This is a genomic window from Microbacterium sp. CCNWLW41 (assembly GCF_037083505.1).
This window is the reverse complement of the sequence record NZ_JBAOJP010000012.1, coordinates 164,550-183,910: the sequence shown is the minus strand read 5'-3', so window position 1 is coordinate 183,910 and position 19,361 is coordinate 164,550. Positions and strand designations below refer to the sequence as shown.

Genomic DNA, 19,361 nt, shown 5'->3' with positions numbered 1-19,361 from the left:
GTGAACCGCGGTCGCGCCACGAGCGCGCCGGCGGTGCTGTTCTCGTGCGAGAACCAGAAGGACACCCCATGCCCAAGAACCACAAGCCCAAGGGCGGACGCCCGTCACGCAACTTCGAGCCGCGCTACGCCAAGAAGACGAGCTTCCACGACCGGCACCGCCAGGGGCGGCCGGCGACCGGGCGCGACGATCGTCGCGCGGACGCGTACGCCGCCGACCGTCCGGACCGGGACGAGCGATACACGCGGACCGAGCGGACCGAGCGGACGCCTGCCGCCCGCCCCGGGAGCCGGTCGCCGAAGCATCGCGGCTACCGCGCCGCGGAGGAGAACAGTGCCTCGGCGCCGAAGCGGCGGTGGACGGCACAGGAGAAGAGCGGACGCGACGAGGCGCGCACGATCCGCAACCGCGCGGAGTCGGGACGCATCGACGCCCCGCACCGCAGGGGCGACCGTGACCGATTCGACGAGCGTCCGCGTCGGGATGAGCGTCCGCGGTTCGAGCGGGATGAGCGTCCGCGTCGGGATGAGCGCCCTCGTCGGGATGAGCGTCCTCGTCGGGATGAGCGTGCGCGGTTCGACCGGGTCGAGCGTCCGCGTCGGGATGAGCGTCCGCGCGCAGCGGGCGGCGCTCGCCGGCCGTCCCGGGAGACCCGACCGAGCCGCGATGACTGGACCCGCACACCCGCGTCCGCCGCGGCGGTGCCGACCGAGGACGTCGTCCACGAGCGGCTCCAGGCGCAGGCGGTCGTGGCGGCCGAGGTCGACGGTGTCAGCTTCGCCGATCTCGGTCTCGGCTCCAACATCACCGAGATCCTGACCGGCATGGGCGCCGAGACGCCGTTCCCCATCCAGGCGGCCACCATCCCGGCCATCCTGGACGGGCGCGACGTGCTCGGACGCGGGCGCACCGGATCCGGCAAGACGATCGCCTTCGGGGCGCCGCTCGTGGAGAGCATCCTTCTGTCCCAGAAGGGCAAGCGCCGTGAGTTCGGCCGCGCGCCGCGGGCGATCATCCTCGCCCCCACGCGCGAGCTGGCGCTGCAGATCGACCGCACGGTGCAGCCGATCGCTCGCAGCGTGGGACTGTTCACGACCCAGATCTACGGCGGCGTGCCCCAGGCGCGACAGGTCGGTGCGCTGAAGAAGGGCGTCGACATCGTGATCGGCACCCCGGGGCGCATCGAGGACCTCATCGAACAGGGCAAGCTCGACCTCTCCGAGGTGCGCATCGCAGTGCTGGACGAGGCGGACCACATGTGCGAGCTGGGATTCGTCGAGCCCGTGCAGCGGATCCTGCGCAAGACGGGGACGGCGCTTCCCGGGGACGAGCGCAGCCAGAAGCTGCTGTTCTCTGCGACGCTCGACCGTGAGGTCGCGGCGCTGGTCGACGAGTTCCTCGTGGACCCGGCCGTGTACGAGGTCGCCGGGGAGAGCCAGGAGACCAGCACCATCGAGCACCGCGTCCTCGTCATCGAGCACCGCGACAAGGCGGAGGTGCTCTCGTCGCTGGTCGACCGCGACGGCCAGACCCTCGTCTTCGCCCGGACCCGGGCGTACGCGGAGATGCTCGCCGAGCAGTTCGAGGACGCCGGCATCCCCGCCGTCTCGCTCCATGGCGACCTCAACCAGGCGAAGCGGACGCGCAATCTGCAGAAGCTCACGTCCGGCCGGGTCCAGGTGCTCGTGGCGACGGACGTCGCCGCGCGCGGCATCCACGTCGACGACATCGACCTCGTCGTTCAGGCGGACGCCCCCGACGAGTACAAGACCTACCTGCACCGGGCGGGGCGCACAGGGCGTGCCGGGCGCGAGGGTCGGGTCGTGACGCTGATCACGCGTAAGCGTCGGCGCCGGATGGGCGAGCTGCTGCAGCGCGCCGAGATCGATGCGCCGTTCCAGGAGGCGCGTCCCGGCGACGACGTGATCGAGGAGATCGCGGGGCGGATGCCGTCCGACTCCGACCTCACCCGCTGACCGGGGACGGGCCCGCCGGGACGATCGCTCCGGCGGGCTCGAAACCGAACCGCACCAGCACCGCCATCGTGTCGTCGTCGATGCGGAACTCCGGGTCCCCGATGAACGCGCGGTACTGCTCGCCGTGCCAGAACCCCTCGTGGGCCGTGCGCCACTCCGCGACCGTGGTGTAGCCCTCGCCCTCCCCGATCGCGTGCTCCAGATCGATGTCCGCGACCCGGGCGAGGCGCACCTCCTCGATCGTCTCGATCCCCACGTGCCTGCCGTCGGAGTCGATCACCGAGAAGCGCTCGCCGACGGTCGGCATCGTCTCGACGCCGACCTCGATCTCGCGGACCAGGAACGTCGTGGTCGTCTTGTCGCCGGCGAGGATCGCGCCGACCAGGAGATCGCGCAGCGGTCCGGGGAAGGCGTACTCCGACAGCGGCAGGTCTTCGTGGGAGGCCATTCCGCCAGCTTACGGGCGCCCTTCCGCGGCGACGATGCTCCCGGCACGGCTCAGAACAGCATCGGCGCCGCCGGGGTCGCGGGTTTCGGCGGTGCGGACGCCGACGCGTCGGGTCTCGGCGGCTCGGCGAAGGAACGGCGCCGGGGGCGGTCGTCGCTGTGCTGCGCCGTCAGCCCGTGCACGCGGACCAGCGGTCGCACCCGCTTCGCCAGCCACTGCCGGTAGGCCTTGGGCGCCTCCGCGGCCACTCCCGGGTACAGCGCGCGGTAGGAGGAGAGCAGATCGGGACGATGCTGCGACAGCCACTGGAAGAACCAGGGCTTCACGCCGGGACGCAGATGCAGCGCACCGTGGATCACGTGGTCGGCACCCGCGGCGGCGATGCGTCGGAGCGCGTCGTCGATCGCGGCGACGGAGTCGGTCAGGTGCGGCATGATCGGCATGAGGAACACGCCCACCCGGAACCCGGCGTCCGACAGCGCCCGCACCGTGTCCAGGCGCGCCTGGGTCGTGGGAGCGCCCGGCTCGATCGCTCGACGCAACCCCTCGTCGAACATGGCGATCGACATCTGCACGTCGACCGGAACGTCCGCCGACGCACGGACGAGCTCGGAGATGTCCCGGCGGATCAGCGTGCCCTTGGTCAGGACCGAGAACGGCGTCCCGGACTCCGCCAGCGTGCGCAGGATCCCGGGCATCAGTCGGTAGCGGCCCTCGGCGCGCTGGTACGGGTCGGTGTTGGTGCCGAGAGCCACGGTCTCGTGCTGCCACGACCCGCGTCGCAGCTCCCGCTCCAGCACCTCGACGACGTTCACCTTCACCACGATCTGGGTGTCGAAATCCCGTCCCGCGTCCAGATCCAGATACGTGTGCGTCCCTCGCGCGAAGCAATAAACGCATGCGTGACTGCAGCCGCGGTACGGGTTGATCGTCCAGGAGAACGGCATCTTCGAGGGGCCGGGCACGTGGTTGAGCGCCGACTTCGCCAGCACCTCGTGGAATGTCATCCCGTCGAACTCGGGCGTGGTCACGCTGCGCAGGAACCCGGACCGGTTCTCGAACCCGGGCAGGGCCGTCTCGTCCGTGTCGTCGATCCGTTGTCCCTGCCAGCGCATGCCCTCATTCGAACATAAGAACGAAACTGAGTCAAGAAGTCGTCGTGATGATCTTCGATCTCGGCGAGATCGCAGGCAGCCGTACCAGAATGGGGGCGTGACCTCCCCGCACCGACCCGTGGCTCGCCATGCCCTGGCGGGCTCGGCGAAGCTGCGCGTCTTCGTCCCGCTGGGCCTCGCGGTGACCGTGCTCGGCGTCATCTGGTCCCTGGCCGACGGATCCGCGGCGGGCGCGCGGCCGGAGGCCTCGGTCGCCGCGGTCGCGTCGATGGATCCGCCGAGACCGGCCGTCGTCGAGGAGCTCCCTGCGGTGCAGCTCACCGTGGTGGCGCCGGCCGAGCCGTGTGAGGACCCGGCGGTGCAGCAGGCGCTGGCCGGGGGCGACGACGACACGGCGGTCGCCGCGTTCGGCGGGGGAGCGGCCTTCCGCGCGGCCGTCGTGAGCGGCGCGGCCCCGTGCATCGACCTGTCCGATCCGGCGCGGCTGTGGGTCGTCGTCAACAAGACCCGCCCGCTGAACCCGGTGCAGTACGCCCCGTCGACCCTGAGCGAGCCGGCCCTGATCGGGGACGACCTCGCCGGGCCGCTGCGCGCGGACGTGACGACCGCTCTGGACGCCATGTCCGCCGCGTCCCAGGAGGCGGGCGTCGGCGCCCTCGGGCTCGGCAGCGGCTACCGGTCGTACGACATGCAGGTCGCCACATATTCGGGTCAGGTCCAGATGTACGGCCAGAACGACGCGGACGCGCTCTCGGCCCGCCCCGGCTTCAGCGAGCACCAGACGGGGCTCGCCGCCGACGTCGAGGAGTGCATCTGGGGCGAGTGCACCGGGATCAACGGCTTCGGCGAGACCGCGGCGGGGGCCTGGGTCGCGGAGCACAGCTGGGAATACGGCTTCATCGTGCGCTACATCGAGGGCCAGACCCACGCGACCGGCTACGCCCCCGAGCCGTGGCACCTCCGGTACGTCGGACCGCAGATCGCGCGGGCGTACCACGAGGCCGGATACACCTCGCTGGAGGAGTTCTTCGGCCTCCCCCCGGCTCCCGACTACGTCGGCTGAGGCGGTCGGCGGTCGGCGCCGCCCGCGCCCGTCGCCGGTGCGCGACGGCGCGTCTGGCGGCTTCCCACAACCGCGATACCCAGTGTCACATTTCGCGGAACGCATTCCCACAATGTGCTCCGTCCGGACCGTCCCTCCCGCTTAGAATCACGGGAGCAACGACGCACCGGATCGACTTGGAGGAGCGCGCATGGAACGCGACATCTACGACGACGACCACGAGGCCTTCCGCGACCTCGTCAAGGACTTCGTGAAGCGCCACGTCTCGAACGAGACCATCGAGAAGTGGGAGGCCGACGGGGAGATCGATCGCGCCACCATGCTCGCCGCCGGCGAGGCCGGCATCCTGGGGCTCTCGGTGCCCGAGGAGTTCGGCGGAGCGGGGATGCTGCAGGACTACCGCTTCCGCGCCATCGTGAACGAGGAGGTCATCGGGGCAGGGGCCGGTTCGCTCGCCGGAGCCCTCGGCATCCAGGACGACCTCGCGGTGCCGTACCTCGTGCACATGGGCACGCAGGAGCAGAAGGAGAAGTGGCTGCCCCGGATGGCGACCGGCGAGGTCCTCGGCGCCCTGGCCATGACCGACCCCGGTGCGGGCAGCGACCTGCGCGGGATCAAGACCAACGCCAAGAAGGTCGACGGCGGCTACATCCTCAACGGCGCGAAGACCTTCATCTCCTCGGGCAAGACCGCGGACATCGTGGTGACGTTCGTGAAGACCGGCGAGGGCAATCGCCCCGACGCGTTCAGCCTGCTGATCGTCGAGAACGGCATGGAGGGCTTCGAGCACGGCAAGAAGCTCAGCAAGATGGGCTTCCACGGCTGGGACACGGCCGAGCTGTCGTTCACCGACGTCTTCGTCCCGGAGGAGAACCTCATCAGCGGCAAGGAGGGACAGGGGTTCATCCAGCTCATGATGAACCTGCCGCTGGAACGCCTCTCCATCGCCGTCTCCGCGGCCGCCGCCGCGCAGGCCGCGCTGACCTGGACGGTCGACTACACCCGCGACCGCGAAGCCTTCGGCGAGCGGATCATCGACTTCCAGAACACCCGGTTCAAGATCGCGGACATGGCGACCGCGGTCGATGCGCTGTGGGCGTACGTCGACCGGGGGCTGAAGCTCTACGCGGCGGAGAAGCTCAGCGCGGAGGAGGCCGCTCAGCTCAAGTTCTGGGCGACCGAGCGCGAGTGGGAGGTGCTCGACACGGGCGTGCAGCTCCACGGCGGCTACGGCTACATCACCGAGTACCCGATCGCGAAGGCGTTCCTCGACGCGCGCGTCCACCGCATCTACGGCGGCACGAACGAGATCATGCGCGAGCTGGTCGGACGCCAGATCGCCGGCAAGCGCTGACGGTCGGCCGATATCGCCGACGAAGCGCCCTCGGATCCGCGGGTCCGAGGGCGCTTCGTCGTTCGCGCTGATCGCTGCCCGCCCTGACGGCCGAGGCCGCCGACTCGGCACCGGTCGGGGGCGTCGGACCGGTCAGGCGAGCGGCTCGGCCGCCGCCTCGCGGGCGGCCTTCGACGAGGGAGAGGCGGCGCCGATCCGCCAGTAGCCGCAGAAGCTGACCTGGTGCTTGTCGACGCCCCTCTCCCCGACGAGCAGCTTGCGCACGCCCGACGCGAGCGACTGCTCCCCGGCGGCGTAGGCGTGGAAGGGCTGGGCCGGGAGCTCACGCGCCCGCAGTCGCTCCAGGGCGGGCCGGCCGGGCGCCTCGTCGTGGCCGCGCACGATCCACTCCACCGTGACCCCGGGCGGATGCGGGAAGTCGAGGGCGTCCTCGGCGGAGGGGACCTCGACGAGCGCGACGCCGGCGGCCGTCTCGGGCAGGGAGGCGCAGATCGAGGCGATCGCCGGCAGTGCGGTCTCGTCGCCGACGAGCAGGACGCGTTCCTGGCCGCGCTCGGGGTTGAACCACAGCCCCTCGTCGATGATGAGGACGTTCTCCCCGGGGGCGCAGGTCTCCGCCCACCGCGCGGCCGGGCCCGAGGTGCCGTCCGCCGCCGATCCGTGCAGCACGAAGTCGACGTCGAGCTCGGCGGGGCGGTCGGCCGTCGCGGGCCGGAACGCCCGCACGGTGTAGTTGCGCATCACGGGTCGCTCGCCGTCCGGGATCCGCAGGAACTTCAGGTATCCGAGCACACTGTTCGCCTTCGCGGGCACGCGCGCCAGCCCCTCCTCGCCCCCGAGCGGCAGGAACAGGCGGAACCACTGGTCGTAGCCGAGGGGGCGGAACCGATCGATCCCGCCGCCGCCCAGCGTGACCCGCATCCAGTGCGGGGACAACCGCTCGGTCCGCAGCACGGTGAGCGGGATGAGGTCGGTCGAGGCGGGCTTGACCTGCTTGCTGTATGCCATGGCGTTCCTTTCGCGGCGCTCAGGGGAGCTGCCAGGGGAAGAAGGCGGTGAAGATCACCGCCGAGGCGGCGATCATGAGAAAGAGGAAGACGGCGTCCCGCGTCCGGAACGGCACGAGGTGGCGCTCGGTACGGGTGGGGTAGGCCCCGAAGGCGCGCGCGTCCATCGCCAGGGCGACGCGTTCGGCATGACGGATCGCTCCGGCCAGCAGGGGCACGATGTACCCCCACCCCCGGGCGATGCGGGCGAACGGACCCCGTCCGCCCCCGGCGCCGTACCCGCGCACCCGGTGGGCGGCGCGGATCACGGAGAGCTCGGTGCCGAACCGCGGGACGAAGCGGTAGGCGGCCAGCGCCGCGTAGCCGACGCGGTACGGGATGCGCAGCTGCTGGACCCCGGCGCGGACCAGGTCGGGACCGGTCGTGGTGAGGCCGCCGATCAGCGCGAGGGCGAGGATCGCGCCGAGGCGCAGGGCGGTGGCCACGCCGATCCACAGCGCGCCGGCGAACAGGGTCCACGGGCCCACGGTCAGCACGGCGGCGGTGTCGTCGACGAGGGATGCGTCGACCCAGACCGCGAACGTCGCGGCGAGCAGGAGCATCCCGGCGGGGAGGCCCACCAGCAGCAGGAGGAGCAGGCGCCGCGTGAGCCGGGCCCCGGTCAGGATGAGGGCGTAGGCGAGGGCGAGGAACGCCGCCGGCGTCGCGAGGTCGCGGACGAACGCGAGCACGATCATGGCCGGCACCGCCGCGCCGAGCTTCGCGAGCGGGTTCAGGCCGTGCAGGAAGGCGCGGCGCGGCGCCGGCGCGGGCTCGGCGTACGGATCCGCGGACGACGGGGCGCGGGGGATCGCGACCGGCGCGGTGTCGGCGCTCATCCGACGCCCTCCGCCGACGCGGTACCGGAGCGTCGAGTGGTCAGTTTCTGTGGGTTGAGCGCCGTCGAACCCGCAGAAACTGACCACTCGAGGAGGGGATGCAGCGCGGCGGGGACGGCGGCGAGGGCGGCGGGCAGGGCGAAGCCGCTCTCCGGGCCGGCCTGCAGGAGCTCCGCCGTGGTCCCGGCGGCTCGGACTCGACCGCCGTCCATGACGACCACGTGCGTGGCGTGCTCCACGACGAGCGCGTGATCGTGCGTCACGAGCAGGATCGTCGTCCCCTCGTCGCGCAGCTCGTGCAGAAGGGCGAGCAGCTGCGCGGCCCGGGCCCGATCCTGACCGAAGGTGGGCTCATCGAGCACGAGAACCCGGGGCCGGGTGATCAGGGCGGTGCCGACGGACAGGCGTCGTTTCTCTCCGCCGGAGAGGAGGAAGGGGTGCACCTGCGCCTTCCGCTCCAGCCCGAAGCGGGCGAGCATCTCGGTCACCCGCGCGCGGATCTCGTCGGCGGGGACCCGCCGCACCCGGAGCCCGTGTGCGAGCTCGTCGAACACGGACGCCGCGACGAACTGATGCTCGGGGTTCTGGAAGACGAACCCGATCCGGTCGGTCAGATCCCGGGGCGCCGCCGTCGCCGGGTCGACGTCGGAGACCCGGATCCGCCCGCGCGGGGGCGGGACGACCCCGGCGATCGCCTGCACGAGCGTGGTCTTGCCCGATCCGTTGGGACCGACGACGGCGGTGATCGACCCGCTCGCGACGTCGAGGTCCACGCCGTGCAGCACGGGGGTGCGGCCGCGCACGACGTCGAGTCCGCGCACCTGGATGAGCGCGTCCTCCAGCGCCCCCTGTCGAGTGGTCAGTTTCTGTGGGTTCACCGCCTCGGAACCCACAGAAACTGACCACTCGACGGACGGCGAGACGGACGGCGAAGGGGACGGGGGCGCGGAAGGGGAGGAAGCGAGGGCCGTGCGCAGGTCGTCGGCCGTCAGGGGGAGCGGATCGAGGACGACGCCGCCGGCGCGCAGGCGCCGGGCGAGGAGCGTCGCCGTGGGGAGCCACACGCCCAGCTCGGCGAGCTCGTCCGCGTGCGCGCGCAGGATCTCCGCGGGCGGGCCGTCGAACACCGGGCGGCCCGACTGGTCCAGGACGATCACGCGCGTGGCGAGGTCGATGGCCGCGTCGAGGTCGTGCTCCACGAGGACGATCGCCCGGTCCCCGTCCGCGGCGAGATCGCGCAGGGCCGCGTAGACCTCCGCGGCGCCCGCGGGATCCAGGTTGGCGGTCGGCTCGTCGAGCACGCAGATCGGCGACTGCATCGCGACCGCCGCCGCGATGGCGAGACGCTGGCGTCCTCCGCCGGACAGTCGGTCCGGGTTCTCGGCACGACGCTCCCAGAGCCCGAGGCGCCGCAGCGCGCGCTCGGACCGGCTGAGCACCTCGTCGACGGGGAGCCGCAGGTTCTCCAGCGCGAACGCGACCTCGTCGAGGACGGATCCGGTCACCAGCTGCGCGTCCGGGTCCTGGAAGACCATGGACACGCGCGTGCTGAGCACGGCGACCGGGGTCGTCGCGGTGTCGTGCCCGTCGATCTCGACCGTGCCGTCGACGGCGGCCGGAACGGAGTGTGGGATCAGGCCGTTGAGGGACAGGGTGAACGTCGACTTGCCCGAACCGCTCGGGCCGAGCAGGAGGACGACCTCGCCGGGCCGGATGTTGGCGGTCAGGTCGTGCGGCGACGGGTCGTTCTCGCCCGCGTGGGTGAGGGAGAGCTCGCGCACGCGGATCAGGGGAGCGGACGACGGCACGGGTCACCTCGATCTTGCGGGTGATCCTAGGTTAGCCTGTCCTAATTTGATTCGCGAACAGCAGTCGGCGGAAAGCCCCGGGCGGGCAGGCGGCGACGGCTCAGCGCTGGGCGACGCCGGCGCGACGCAGCGCCGTGCCGACGCCCAGGCCCACCGCGGTCCACGCGACCGGGCCGGCGACGGCGATCGCGAGGTAGGCGATCTGCGCCCACGGCATCATGGATCCGAGATCGACCGCGAAGAAGACGACCACCGCGACCACCCCGCCGATCACCACCGCGGAGATGAAGAAGCGCCAGGGGCCCCACGCGCGGTACCGGGTGAGGGCGGCGACGCCCTCCTGGATCAGCCCGAACAGCAGCGCGGTGCCGAGGAACCGCGGGAACCACACCGGGTTGAACGCGCTCGCGACGAGCGCGGCGAGCACATGGGACAGCAGCGCCACGAGCGGGCGGCGCAGCACCTCCTGCGCCACGATGCCGGGGAGCACGTGCGAGCCCAGCACGAGTCCGTACGCCCAGGGCGCCAGCGGCAGCACCACGAGGGTCATCCAGCCGGCGATCCCCCCGACGAGGCCGGTGGCCACGCCGATCGCGGCGCAGACGAGCAGCACCCGGGTGGGGAGGGCGGATCGGGTGGGCACCCGTCCAGCGTACTGGCCCTGGTCGGGCGCCGGCGGCGAGGGCGACCGTGATATACCGGGCGCGGCCTCTGGCGTGTCCGGAGCCATCGCGCTACCTTGATCGGCGGTGCGGCGACGAGGCCGCGCCGGATGAGCATCGGAGAACCCATGGGCCGAACACCCCTCCGGTCGGCAGCCGCGGTCGTCACCCTGACCGCCCTGATCACCGGGACCTTCGCCACGGCAGCGCACGCGAGCGGAGAGGGGGTGACACCGCCCACGCCCGTGACGGGCACACCGGGGCACTACATCGTCGTGATGAAGGACGCGCCCCTGGCCACGTACGAAGGCGACACCGCCGGCCTGCCGCGGACCAAGCCGGACCGCGGCCGACAGCTCGACGCGCACTCCGACAACTCGCGCAAGTACATCGCGCATCTCGAGGACGCGCAGCGCACCCTCGCCCAGCAGGTCGGCGCCGCTCCCGAGGCGCAGTACCGGATCACGCTCAACGGCTTCAGCGCGCAGCTCAGCGGCAGCCAGGTGGACGCGCTGCGCGCGTCGAAGGACGTCCTCGGCGTGTATCCGGACGAGATCCGGCACCCCGACGCGCAGTCCTCGACCGACTTCCTCGGCCTCGGGGACGACGCCACCGGCGCCGGCGGCGTCTGGGAGGCGACCGGCGGCGTCGGCACGGCAGGGCAGGGCGTGGTCGTCGGCGTCGTCGACACGGGGATCGCCCCGGAGAACCCGTCCTTCGCCGGCGAGAAGCTGCGCAAGCAGAAGCACAGCGGCTCCGAGCCGTACACCGACGGCACCTCGGTGATCTTCGACAAGTCCGACGGCGGCCAGTTCCGCAGCACGATCGTGCAGGGCCAGGACTGGAACAAGCACGACTACTCGACGAAGCTCGTCGGCGCCCAGTACTTCTCCGCCGGTGCGGAGGCCGCGGGCTTCGACTTCCAGTACGACTACCTCTCTCCGCGCGACGGCGCCGGGCACGGATCGCACACCGCGAGCACCGCGGCGGGCAACTTCGGCGTCCCCGCCCAGGTGAACGGCGTCGACTTCGGCACCGTCTCCGGGGTCGCCCCGGCGGCGAAGGTCGCCGCGTACAAGGCCTGCTACGAGGGCCCGGATCCGGCCGTGACGGACGACGACATCTGCGCGCTCAGCGACCTCGTCGCCGCGATCGACCAGGCCGTCGCCGACGGTGTCGACGTCATCAACTACTCCATCGGCGGCGGATCCGCGCCGAGCGTGCTGGAGCCGGACGACATCGCGTTCCTGAACGCGGCGGCGGCCGGGGTCTTCGTGTCGGTCAGCGCCGGCAACAACGGACCCGACCCGGTCACGGCCGATCACGCGTCGCCCTGGTACACCACCGTCGCCGCCTCGACCATCCCGACGTGGGAGGGCACCGTGCGTTTCGAGGGCTTCGAGGCGGCCGGCGCCACCGTCAGCGTGCCGTTCGGCACCGAGGTGACCGGGCCGTCCGTCTTCGCCGGAGACGCCGCTGCCGCCGACGGGGCGGCGCTGTGCCTGCCGGGAAGCCTCGACGCGGCGAAGGTGTCCGGACGCATCGTCGTCTGCGAGCGGGGCGAGAACGCCCGCGCCGAGAAGTCGCAGGTCGTGAAGGACGCCGGGGGCATGGGGATGATCCTCGTGAACGTCCCGGGCGCCGCCGACTCGCTCGACAACGACTTCCACGCCGTGCCGACCGTCCACCTGGCCGCGGCGCACCACGACGCCGTGCTCGCGTACGTGCGCGGCGGGGCGGATCGACCCGTCACGCTGATCGGCGAGAACGTGGCGGGCGCGGAGACCCCGGTGCCCCAGGTGGCGGGCTTCTCCAGCCGCGGCCCGATGAACGCCAACGGGTCGGACGTGATCAAGCCCGACGTCGCGGCGCCCGGCGTCGCGATCCTCGCGGCGACGAACAACGCGCGCAAGGCGGAGCCGACCTTCGGCATCCTCTCCGGGACGTCGATGGCGTCTCCGCACGTGGCCGGTCTCGGCGCGCTGTACCTGGGCGAGAGGCCCGACGCCGCGCCAGCGGAGATCAAGTCGGCGCTCATGACGACGGCCTACGACACCGTCGGGGCCGACGGGGAGCCCACGCCCGATCCGTTCGCCCAGGGCGCGGGACAGGTCGACCCGGGGAAGTACTTCGATCCGGGACTGCTGTACCTCAACGGCCCGAGTGACTGGGCGGCGTACATCGAGGGCACGGGGCTGGCGGAGTTCGACGAGGTCGAGCCGATCGACGGCAGCGACCTCAACCTCGCCTCGATCGGGATCGGGACGCTGGCGGCGGAGCAGAGCGTCACGCGCACGGTCACCGCGACCGGCCCCGGCACGTACACGGCCTCCGTCGACCTCCCGGGCGTGGAGGTCTCGGTCGAGCCCTCGACGCTGTCGTTCGGGGCGGCGGGCGAGACCGCGAGCTTCACGGTGACGTTCGACAACGACGACGCGCCCGTGGAGACGTGGGCGACCGGGGCCCTCACCTGGCGCAGCGACGAGCACGTCGTGCGCTCGCCGCTGGCCGTGTTCCCGGTGACGGCCGCGGCTCCGTCCGAGGTCACGGCCTCGGGGGCGGCGGGATCCGCCACCGTCGAGGTCACGCCGGGCATCGACGGCGAGCTGCCGCTGAACCTCGCCGGGCTGACGCCGTTCACGATGCTGGCCGATCCGGACAACCCGGTCGAGGGGCACTCCGGAAACGAGCAGTCGGGCGACGAGAACAAGGACGTCGCGTGGGTCATCGAGGTGCCCGAGGGCGCCCAGCTGTCCCGCTTCGACCTCGACTCGTCGGACGACGCCGGCAGCGACCTCGATCTGTCCGTCTACCACGTCGTGAGCCCGTCGGACCTGCGCTACTACCAGCGCTGGCAGTCGGCGACCGGGTCGGCGGACGAGCAGGTCACCATCCCGACGCCGACGGCCGGCACGTACGTCGTGGTCGCGAACATCTACTCGACGTCGGCTCCGATGACGTGGGACATGACCTACGCCACGGTGCTCGAGGGCGGCGAGGGATCGTTCACGGCGACGCCGAACCCGCTCGCGGCGACGCGGGGCGTGCCGACCTCGTACGACCTCTCCTGGACGGGGCTGGCGCCGAACCGCTACCTCGGCCTGGTGCGGTACGGCGACTCGGCCGTCCGCACGGTCGTCACGGTCGACGCGCGGTAACGGCGGCGACGGAAGGGCGGGCGTCCTCGGGCGCCCGCCCTTCTCGTGTCACGGCGAAGGCGTCAGATCCTGCGGCGACGCGGCATGAGCCGCACCGGAGGGATCGGCGGGGCGGGGATCCGCTCGCCGCCGTGCCCGACGACGGGCCCGAAACGCGGGTCCTCCTGCGGGCCCTCGCTCTCGGCCTCCCAGGCCGTCCGCGCCGCGACGATCTCCTCGTGCGTGCGGCCGGCGAAGTTCCACCACATCACGAGGTCCTGTTCGAACGGCTCGCCGCCGAGCAGGAAGAGGAGCGCGCCGTCCTGCGTCCTGACCTCCACCTCGTCGCGCGAGTCGCCGAGGAACAGCAGGTCCCCGCGCGGGACGTCGACGGCCGCGACTCGCGCGTCCCCCTCGACGACCAGCACGCCGTGCTCCCAGTCCTCGCGCAGCGGCAGGATCACCCGGGAGCCGGGGGCGAGCCGGATCTCGGCGCCCACGATCGGGGTGTGGGCGGAGGCGGGGGAGCGGACGCCGGCGAGCTCGCCGAGCACCACCGTCGCCCGGGCGTGGTCGCCCTCCTCCGCATCGATCGACAGCGCGGGCAGCTCCGTGTGCTGCTCGAACCCCGGGGCTCCGGTCGCGGCGCCGTCCGGCAGCACGACCCAGAGCTGGAGGGCGTCGAGCGGCACGGCGTCGTCGCCCACCGAGTACTCGGAGTGCGCGATGCCCCTGCCCGCGGTCATCAGGTTGAGCTGGCCGCGCCGCAGGACCACGTCGCTGCCCACCGCGTCCCGGTGGCGGACCTCGCCGACCAGCGGCCAGGTGACGGTCTGGAGGCCGATGTGCGGATGCGGCTCGACGCGCATGCGCACCTCGTCGGGGCCGAAGCGGTCGAGGAAGCACCACGCCCCGATGGTCGGCAGCTCCTTGCTCGGCAGCGTGCGGCGGACGTTCATCGCGCGGACGCCGCCGAGCGGGACCTCGCGCGGCGAGAGCGCGACCGAACGCGGGCCGTAGGCGCTCATCCCTCGGTCGTCTCCGCGCCGGGCACCCTCGGCCAGCGGATGCGGGCGTCCGCGACCTCGTGCGTCTGCAGGTAGCGGGCGATGTAGGGGCAGTAGGGCACGATCTCGTCGCCGGAGGCGGCGGCGTCCGCCAGCGCCTCGGCGGCGAGGGTCCCGGCCAGTCCCTGCCCCTGGAACGCCGGATCGACTTCCGTGTGGGTGAACCGGATCTCACCCGGCCGCCGGTCGAACTCGGCGAAGCCCGCGAGGACTCCGTCGCGGCGCAGCTCGTAGCGGGAAGCGTCGTCGTCTCGGGTGACGGTGATGTCGGCCATGCGTCCTCCTCGGTCCTGGACCCAACCTACGCCCGTTCGGCGCGGTGAGGTCCGACGCGGAGTTTCGGGGCGCATCGTGGGGAAAAGTGACCCCGGGAACGACCCCGAACGACCGGAACGGACCCCGAAACGGGAGCTGGGGATCGACGCGGCCGGATGTCGCCGCTTCTCGTTACGCTGGGGACATGCCCGCGCAGGATCCGTACGACCCGTATGCCGACCTGCCGCCGTCCGAGCCTCCGCCGGGCGATCCCTACGGCGACCCCTACGCGGACGTCCCCTGGGACGACGCGCCTCCGCCCGTCGAGGAGGACTGGGCCGGGATGCCGGGGAGCGCTCCGCGCGGCAGCTTCCCCGCGCCCCACGCACCCTCGGAGCCCGCCCCTTCCCGCTTCGCGACCGCCGCAGAGGCGCTGCGCACGGTGTACGGGTACGACGCGTTCCGCGGCGACCAGGCGGCGATCATCGATCAGGTCGTGGCGGGCGGCGACGCCGTGGTCCTCATGCCGACCGGCGGCGGAAAGAGCGTCTGCTACCAGATCCCCGCGCTCGTTCGGGAGGGCACGGGGCTCGTCGTGAGTCCCCTGATCGCCCTCATGCACGACCAGGTCGACGCGCTGCGCGCCAACGGCGTGAACGCGGCCTATCTCAACTCCACCCAGTCCCCCGCGGAGCGTGCGGAGGTGGAGCGGGCCTACCTCTCCGGCTCGCTGGACCTCCTCTACGTCGCGCCGGAGCGGCTGTCCGGCGCGCAGACCACCGCGCTCCTGCAGAGGGGCGCGCTCAGCGTGATCGCGATCGACGAGGCGCACTGCGTGTCGCAGTGGGGGCACGATTTCCGTCCCGACTACCTCGCCCTGTCGGATCTGGGTGAGCGGTTCCCCGGCGTCCCCCGGATCGCCCTCACGGCGACCGCCACCCGGGAGACGCACCGCGAGATCACCGAGCGGCTGCGCCTGCCGTCTGCGAGGCACTTCGTGGCGAGCTTCGACCGCCCGAACATCCAGTACCGGATCGACCCGAAGACCGACGTCCGACGCCAGCTGGTGTCGTTCATCCGCTCCGTCCGCGACACGATGGGGTCGGAGTCCGCCGGGATCGTGTACGCGCTCAGTCGCTCGTCCGTGGAGCAGACCGCCGCGTTCCTCCAGGACCAGGGGATCGACGCGATCCCCTATCACGCGGGGCTCGACGCGGAGGTCCGCGCCGCCAACCAGGCGCGGTTCCTGCGGGACGAGGGCGTGGTCGTCGTCGCGACGATCGCGTTCGGCATGGGGATCGACAAGCCCGACGTGCGCTTCGTGGCGCACATCGACCTCCCCAAGTCCGTGGAGGGGTACTACCAGGAGACCGGTCGCGCGGGGCGCGACGGCGAACCGTCCGTCGCGTGGATGGCGTACGGGCTGGGCGACGTCGTCCAGCAGCGCCGCTTCATCCAGCAGTCCGCGGGCGACCGAGCGATCAAGCAGCGCCAGAACCAGCACCTGGACGCGATGCTCGCCCTGTGCGAGACGGTCTCGTGCCGGCGGCAGAATCTGCTCGGCTATTTCGGGCAGGACTCGGCGCCGTGCGGCAACTGCGACACGTGCCTCACGCCTCCGGAGAGCTGGGACGGGCTGATCCCGGCGCAGAAGCTGCTGTCCACCATCGTGCGGCTCCAGCGCGAGCGGCGGCAGTCGTTCGGGGCGGGGCATCTCATCGACATCCTGCGCGGGGCGTCGACGGAGCGGATCCGCTCGATGCGGCACGACGAGCTGGCCACGTACGGCATCGGGGCCGACCTCTCGGACGCGCAGTGGCGTTCCGTGATCCGCCAGCTCCTGGCCCAGGGGCTCATGCAGGCCCAGGGCGACTACGGCACCTTGGCCCTCAGCGACGCGAGCGCGGGCGTCCTCAACGGCACGACACCGGTGCAGCTCCGCCACGATGTGGTCAGCCGTGCGGGGGCGGCGGGCAGGGGCCGCGGCGCCAAGCGCTCGGCGGCGGCGGACCTGTCCGAGGCCGATCGCGCGCTGTTCGAGGAGCTCCGCGCCTGGCGCGCGCGGACGGCGAAGGAGCAGGGCGTCCCCGCCTACGTCGTGTTCGGCGACGCCACGCTGCGCGCACTCGCGGAGCACCGGCCCACCCGTGGCGAGGACCTGATCGGGATCAGCGGCATCGGAGAGCGCAAACGCGAGGCCTACGGCGCCGCGCTGCTCGAGGTCATCGCCGCCGTCGGCGCCTGACGCGGAGTCGTACGCTCCCTTCGGGGAGGGTGCTCGCGCGTGCTCTCGCACGGTCATCGCACGCCTTCTCGCCGTCTCCGCGCCGCCCGGCGTCGTGGTCGTCGTCACCAGATCGTTATGCGTTCGTCGTCCCCGGTCCCGACTCCCCGTTGGTACGGGAAAACGAGCCGAAGCCCTGAATGTCGATTGATATCCCGGTCGTTCCGGAATGCTGGACATTCGCTGTGAACTACCGGCATACTGGCGCTACTTGCGCCTGCCGACACCCGTCGGTCCTGGGGAGGCCTTGTTGCTCCGGAGCGATCCAGACATCAGGGAGGGGTTCGTGACAACGAACAGAAGTGGGTGGTCGCGTCTGCGGCGCCCAGCGGCATTGGGCCTGGCAGGGGCCGTGGCATTCGGAGGCGCGATCGCATTCGCCGCGCCTGCCGCCGCGACCGCGCCGGGCGCCGATCCGAACGATCCATCGGCCGCGCAGGGGCAGATCCTGCAGCTGCCCATCGGCCTGCTCGGCAGCAGCATCGATGTCGCCGCGCTGGGCCACACGCTCACCAGCAACCCCGGTGGTCCGGGCGCCGACAACGGTGCGCTCGATCTCGGCGTGCTCGGCGGCGCGCTGACCATCGACCTCGGTGACGGGATCAACATCCCGCTGCTGACGGACGGCACGACGCCCGGCCTGCTGAACCTCGGCGATCTGGGTGCGGCCCAGAGCTACAGCGAGTCGCCGAGCGTCACCTCGTCGCTCGCCGCGTCGGGCCTCATCACCGAGGACGGCGGCATCGACGTCGGTGGAATCGGGTCGAGCGTCGACCCGGCCCACATCGATCTGACCGACCTGTTCGGCCAGCTCGGCATCGACACGCTCACGGACCAGCTGCTGGACCAGGCGTCGCTCAGCGTCGGGGCCCTTGCCTCGACGGCCTCGTCGGATGCCGGGACGCTCACCTCGGAGTACGCGATCGCGGGCCTCGGCCTCGACCTGCACAGCCCGACGGTGGCGGGCCTGACGGACGTCGTGGACACGGCGGTCGGCACGGCTCTCCTGCCCATCGAGGCCCTCATCGGCCCCGACGGACAGATCGAGCAGCTCGTCGACGGTGTGCTGAGCGTCATCGACGCGCTCCCGCTCACCAACGCGGAGCTGAACGCGCTGTCGCTGGACACGCAGCCGCTCACCGACGAGGTGCGCGACGTCCTGCTGAACGAGCCGCTGTCCAACACCGACGGCAGCCTCGTCATCGACCTCTCGACCGGGACGATCCACGTCGACCTGGCGGAGCTCGTGGTGGACCGCACCGGTGCGACCAGCCTGAACAGCCTCGACCCGAACACCCCGGTGCTCGACGACGCGGTGGTCAACGGGATCCTCGACGGCATCACCGACGCCGTCACCGGCGCGGGTGAGAACTCGCTGATCTCCAAGGTCGTCGACGTGGTGACCCAGGGGCTCTACAACGTCGAGCTCACGGTCGACATCCAGGCCGACATCAGCCTCCCCATCGTGGGTCCGCTGGTGAACGCCCCGGTGACGGTCATCGGCAGCATCGGCGGGTTCCTCGGCATGGACGGCTTCGCCGCCCCCGTGATCGACACCAGCCAGATCAACGTCGCGGGGATCCCCGTCGGCACGGTCCTGCAGCCGATCATCGACGCCCTGTCCGGCCTGGTCACCGACATCGGCGGCGCTCTGGAGCCGGTCGTGACGAACGTCATCGACCAGCTGCAGCCGACCCTCATGGGCGTCGTGCAGCCGATCGTGACCGGTCTGCTCGACAACGCGATCGAGCCGGTGCTGAACAGCATCGTCGCGATCACGATCAACGAGCAGCCCACCGAGGCCCCGATCAGCGGCACCGGCGACCTGCCGGGCGACAGCTTCACCGTTCGTGCGCTGAGCGTGGAGCTGCTGCCGGCGATCAACGCCATCAAGCTGGACCTCGGCTCGTCCACGGTCAAGGCGCTCGCTGCGCTCACCCCGACCATCACGGGGACGGATCCGGTCCAGGCCGGCACCAGCCTCCCGGTCGCGGGCGACGGATGGGCTCCGGGCACCCAGGTCACCATCGAGCTGCGCGACGGCACGGGTACGGTGGTCGGCACGCCGGTCACCGTCACGGTGGAGCCGGACGGATCCCTCCCTGCGGGCACGGCGTACCCCGTTCCGGCAGACGCGGTCCCCGGCGACTACACGCTCGTGGGCACGCAGGTCGACGACCCGACCGTCACCGCCCAGGACACGGTCACCGTGACCGCGGGCGACCCCGGTGACGTGAACACCAACGCCTCTGCTTCGGCGGCGGCGTCGGCGGATGCGGACTCGGACGCGAACCCGGCGGCGCAGGT

14 protein-coding genes are annotated in these 19,361 nt (G+C 71.9%); 6 read left to right on the top strand and 8 right to left on the bottom strand.

Annotated elements, in window-relative coordinates:
• Positions 1–68: 68 nt before the first annotated feature.
• The gene (locus V6R91_RS32210; RefSeq protein WP_336398742.1) at positions 69–1,976 is read left to right on the top strand and encodes a DEAD/DEAH box helicase; all 1,908 of its coding nucleotides are present in this window, start codon (positions 69–71) and stop codon (positions 1,974–1,976) included.
• Here V6R91_RS32210 and V6R91_RS32205 read toward each other — a convergent pair.
• Together V6R91_RS32205 and V6R91_RS32200 are read right to left on the bottom strand one after the other, a co-directional pair.
• Positions 1,966–2,424, bottom strand: a complete 459-nt coding sequence (locus tag V6R91_RS32205; RefSeq protein ID WP_336398741.1) for an ASCH domain-containing protein — start codon at positions 2,422–2,424, stop codon at positions 1,966–1,968. The genes V6R91_RS32210 and V6R91_RS32205 overlap by 11 nt on opposite strands.
• Positions 2,425–2,474: 50 nt before the next feature.
• Positions 2,475–3,539: an Rv2578c family radical SAM protein gene (locus V6R91_RS32200; RefSeq protein WP_271061526.1), complete on the bottom strand. Its 1,065-nt coding sequence runs from the start codon at positions 3,537–3,539 to the stop codon at positions 2,475–2,477.
• Between the two features lie 97 nt (positions 3,540–3,636).
• Here V6R91_RS32200 and V6R91_RS32195 point away from each other — a divergent pair, with 97 nt between their 5' ends.
• Positions 3,637–4,602, top strand: coding sequence for a M15 family metallopeptidase (locus tag V6R91_RS32195; protein WP_336398740.1), 966 nt, complete (start codon positions 3,637–3,639; stop codon positions 4,600–4,602).
• A gap of 190 nt (positions 4,603–4,792) precedes the next feature.
• Positions 4,793–5,956 (top strand): acyl-CoA dehydrogenase family protein, encoded by a 1,164-nt coding sequence (locus V6R91_RS32190; protein ID WP_271061528.1) that lies wholly within the window; start codon positions 4,793–4,795, stop codon positions 5,954–5,956.
• A 132-nt stretch (positions 5,957–6,088) separates the two neighbouring features.
• Here V6R91_RS32190 and V6R91_RS32185 read toward each other — a convergent pair whose 3' ends face one another.
• The 4 genes from V6R91_RS32185 to V6R91_RS32170 all read right to left on the bottom strand — a co-directional run bounded on the left by V6R91_RS32185 (position 6,089) and on the right by V6R91_RS32170 (position 10,292).
• A complete protein-coding gene (locus V6R91_RS32185) occupies positions 6,089–6,964 on the bottom strand; it encodes a siderophore-interacting protein (protein ID WP_271063115.1) in 876 nt (291 codons plus the stop codon).
• A gap of 19 nt (positions 6,965–6,983) precedes the next feature.
• The gene (locus tag V6R91_RS32180; protein WP_336398739.1) at positions 6,984–7,841 is read right to left on the bottom strand and encodes an energy-coupling factor transporter transmembrane component T family protein; all 858 of its coding nucleotides are present in this window, start codon (positions 7,839–7,841) and stop codon (positions 6,984–6,986) included.
• On the bottom strand, positions 7,838–9,622 hold the full coding sequence (locus tag V6R91_RS32175; protein WP_336398738.1) for an ABC transporter ATP-binding protein: 1,785 nt from the start codon (positions 9,620–9,622) through the stop codon (positions 7,838–7,840). Before V6R91_RS32175 ends, V6R91_RS32180 begins: the two co-directional genes overlap by 4 nt.
• A 127-nt stretch (positions 9,623–9,749) precedes the next feature.
• Positions 9,750–10,292 carry an ECF transporter S component gene (locus tag V6R91_RS32170; protein ID WP_336398737.1) on the bottom strand — a complete coding sequence of 181 codons (543 nt, stop codon included), beginning with the start codon at positions 10,290–10,292 and terminating at the stop codon, positions 9,750–9,752.
• Between the two features lie 147 nt (positions 10,293–10,439).
• Between V6R91_RS32170 and V6R91_RS32165 the strand changes: the two genes are divergently transcribed.
• A complete protein-coding gene (locus V6R91_RS32165; protein WP_336398736.1) occupies positions 10,440–13,469 on the top strand; it encodes a S8 family serine peptidase in 3,030 nt (1,009 codons plus the stop codon).
• 62 nt (positions 13,470–13,531) lie between these two features.
• Here V6R91_RS32165 and V6R91_RS32160 read toward each other — a convergent pair whose 3' ends face one another.
• Both V6R91_RS32160 and V6R91_RS32155 read right to left on the bottom strand, forming a co-directional pair.
• Entirely contained in the window at positions 13,532–14,476 is a 945-nt protein-coding gene (locus tag V6R91_RS32160) for a pirin family protein (RefSeq protein WP_336398735.1), read from the bottom strand.
• A complete protein-coding gene (locus V6R91_RS32155) occupies positions 14,473–14,790 on the bottom strand; it encodes a GNAT family N-acetyltransferase (RefSeq protein WP_336398734.1) in 318 nt (105 codons plus the stop codon). The genes V6R91_RS32160 and V6R91_RS32155 overlap by 4 nt, the downstream gene beginning before the upstream one ends.
• A gap of 185 nt (positions 14,791–14,975) precedes the next feature.
• Between V6R91_RS32155 and recQ the strand changes: the two genes are divergently transcribed.
• Positions 14,976–17,015, top strand: a complete 2,040-nt coding sequence (recQ, locus tag V6R91_RS32150; RefSeq protein WP_336398733.1) for a DNA helicase RecQ — start codon at positions 14,976–14,978, stop codon at positions 17,013–17,015.
• Between the two features lie 391 nt (positions 17,016–17,406).
• A partial coding sequence (locus V6R91_RS32145) for a choice-of-anchor G family protein (RefSeq protein WP_336398732.1) occupies positions 17,407–19,361 on the top strand: 1,955 nt, incomplete at its 3' end.

Coding starts and splice junctions, on each gene's coding strand:
- V6R91_RS32200 (WP_271061526.1), bottom strand. CDS start 3,539: ATGCGCTGGCAGGGACAACGGATCGACGACACGGACGAGACGGCCCTG.
- V6R91_RS32190 (WP_271061528.1), top strand. CDS start 4,793: ATGGAACGCGACATCTACGACGACGACCACGAGGCCTTCCGCGACCTC.
- V6R91_RS32160 (WP_336398735.1), bottom strand. CDS start 14,476: ATGAGCGCCTACGGCCCGCGTTCGGTCGCGCTCTCGCCGCGCGAGGTC.
- V6R91_RS32185 (WP_271063115.1), bottom strand. CDS start 6,964: ATGGCATACAGCAAGCAGGTCAAGCCCGCCTCGACCGACCTCATCCCG.
- V6R91_RS32180 (WP_336398739.1), bottom strand. CDS start 7,841: ATGAGCGCCGACACCGCGCCGGTCGCGATCCCCCGCGCCCCGTCGTCC.
- V6R91_RS32205 (WP_336398741.1), bottom strand. CDS start 2,424: ATGGCCTCCCACGAAGACCTGCCGCTGTCGGAGTACGCCTTCCCCGGA.
- V6R91_RS32210 (WP_336398742.1), top strand. CDS start 69: ATGCCCAAGAACCACAAGCCCAAGGGCGGACGCCCGTCACGCAACTTC.
- V6R91_RS32165 (WP_336398736.1), top strand. CDS start 10,440: ATGGGCCGAACACCCCTCCGGTCGGCAGCCGCGGTCGTCACCCTGACC.
- recQ (WP_336398733.1), top strand. CDS start 14,976: ATGCCCGCGCAGGATCCGTACGACCCGTATGCCGACCTGCCGCCGTCC.
- V6R91_RS32155 (WP_336398734.1), bottom strand. CDS start 14,790: ATGGCCGACATCACCGTCACCCGAGACGACGACGCTTCCCGCTACGAG.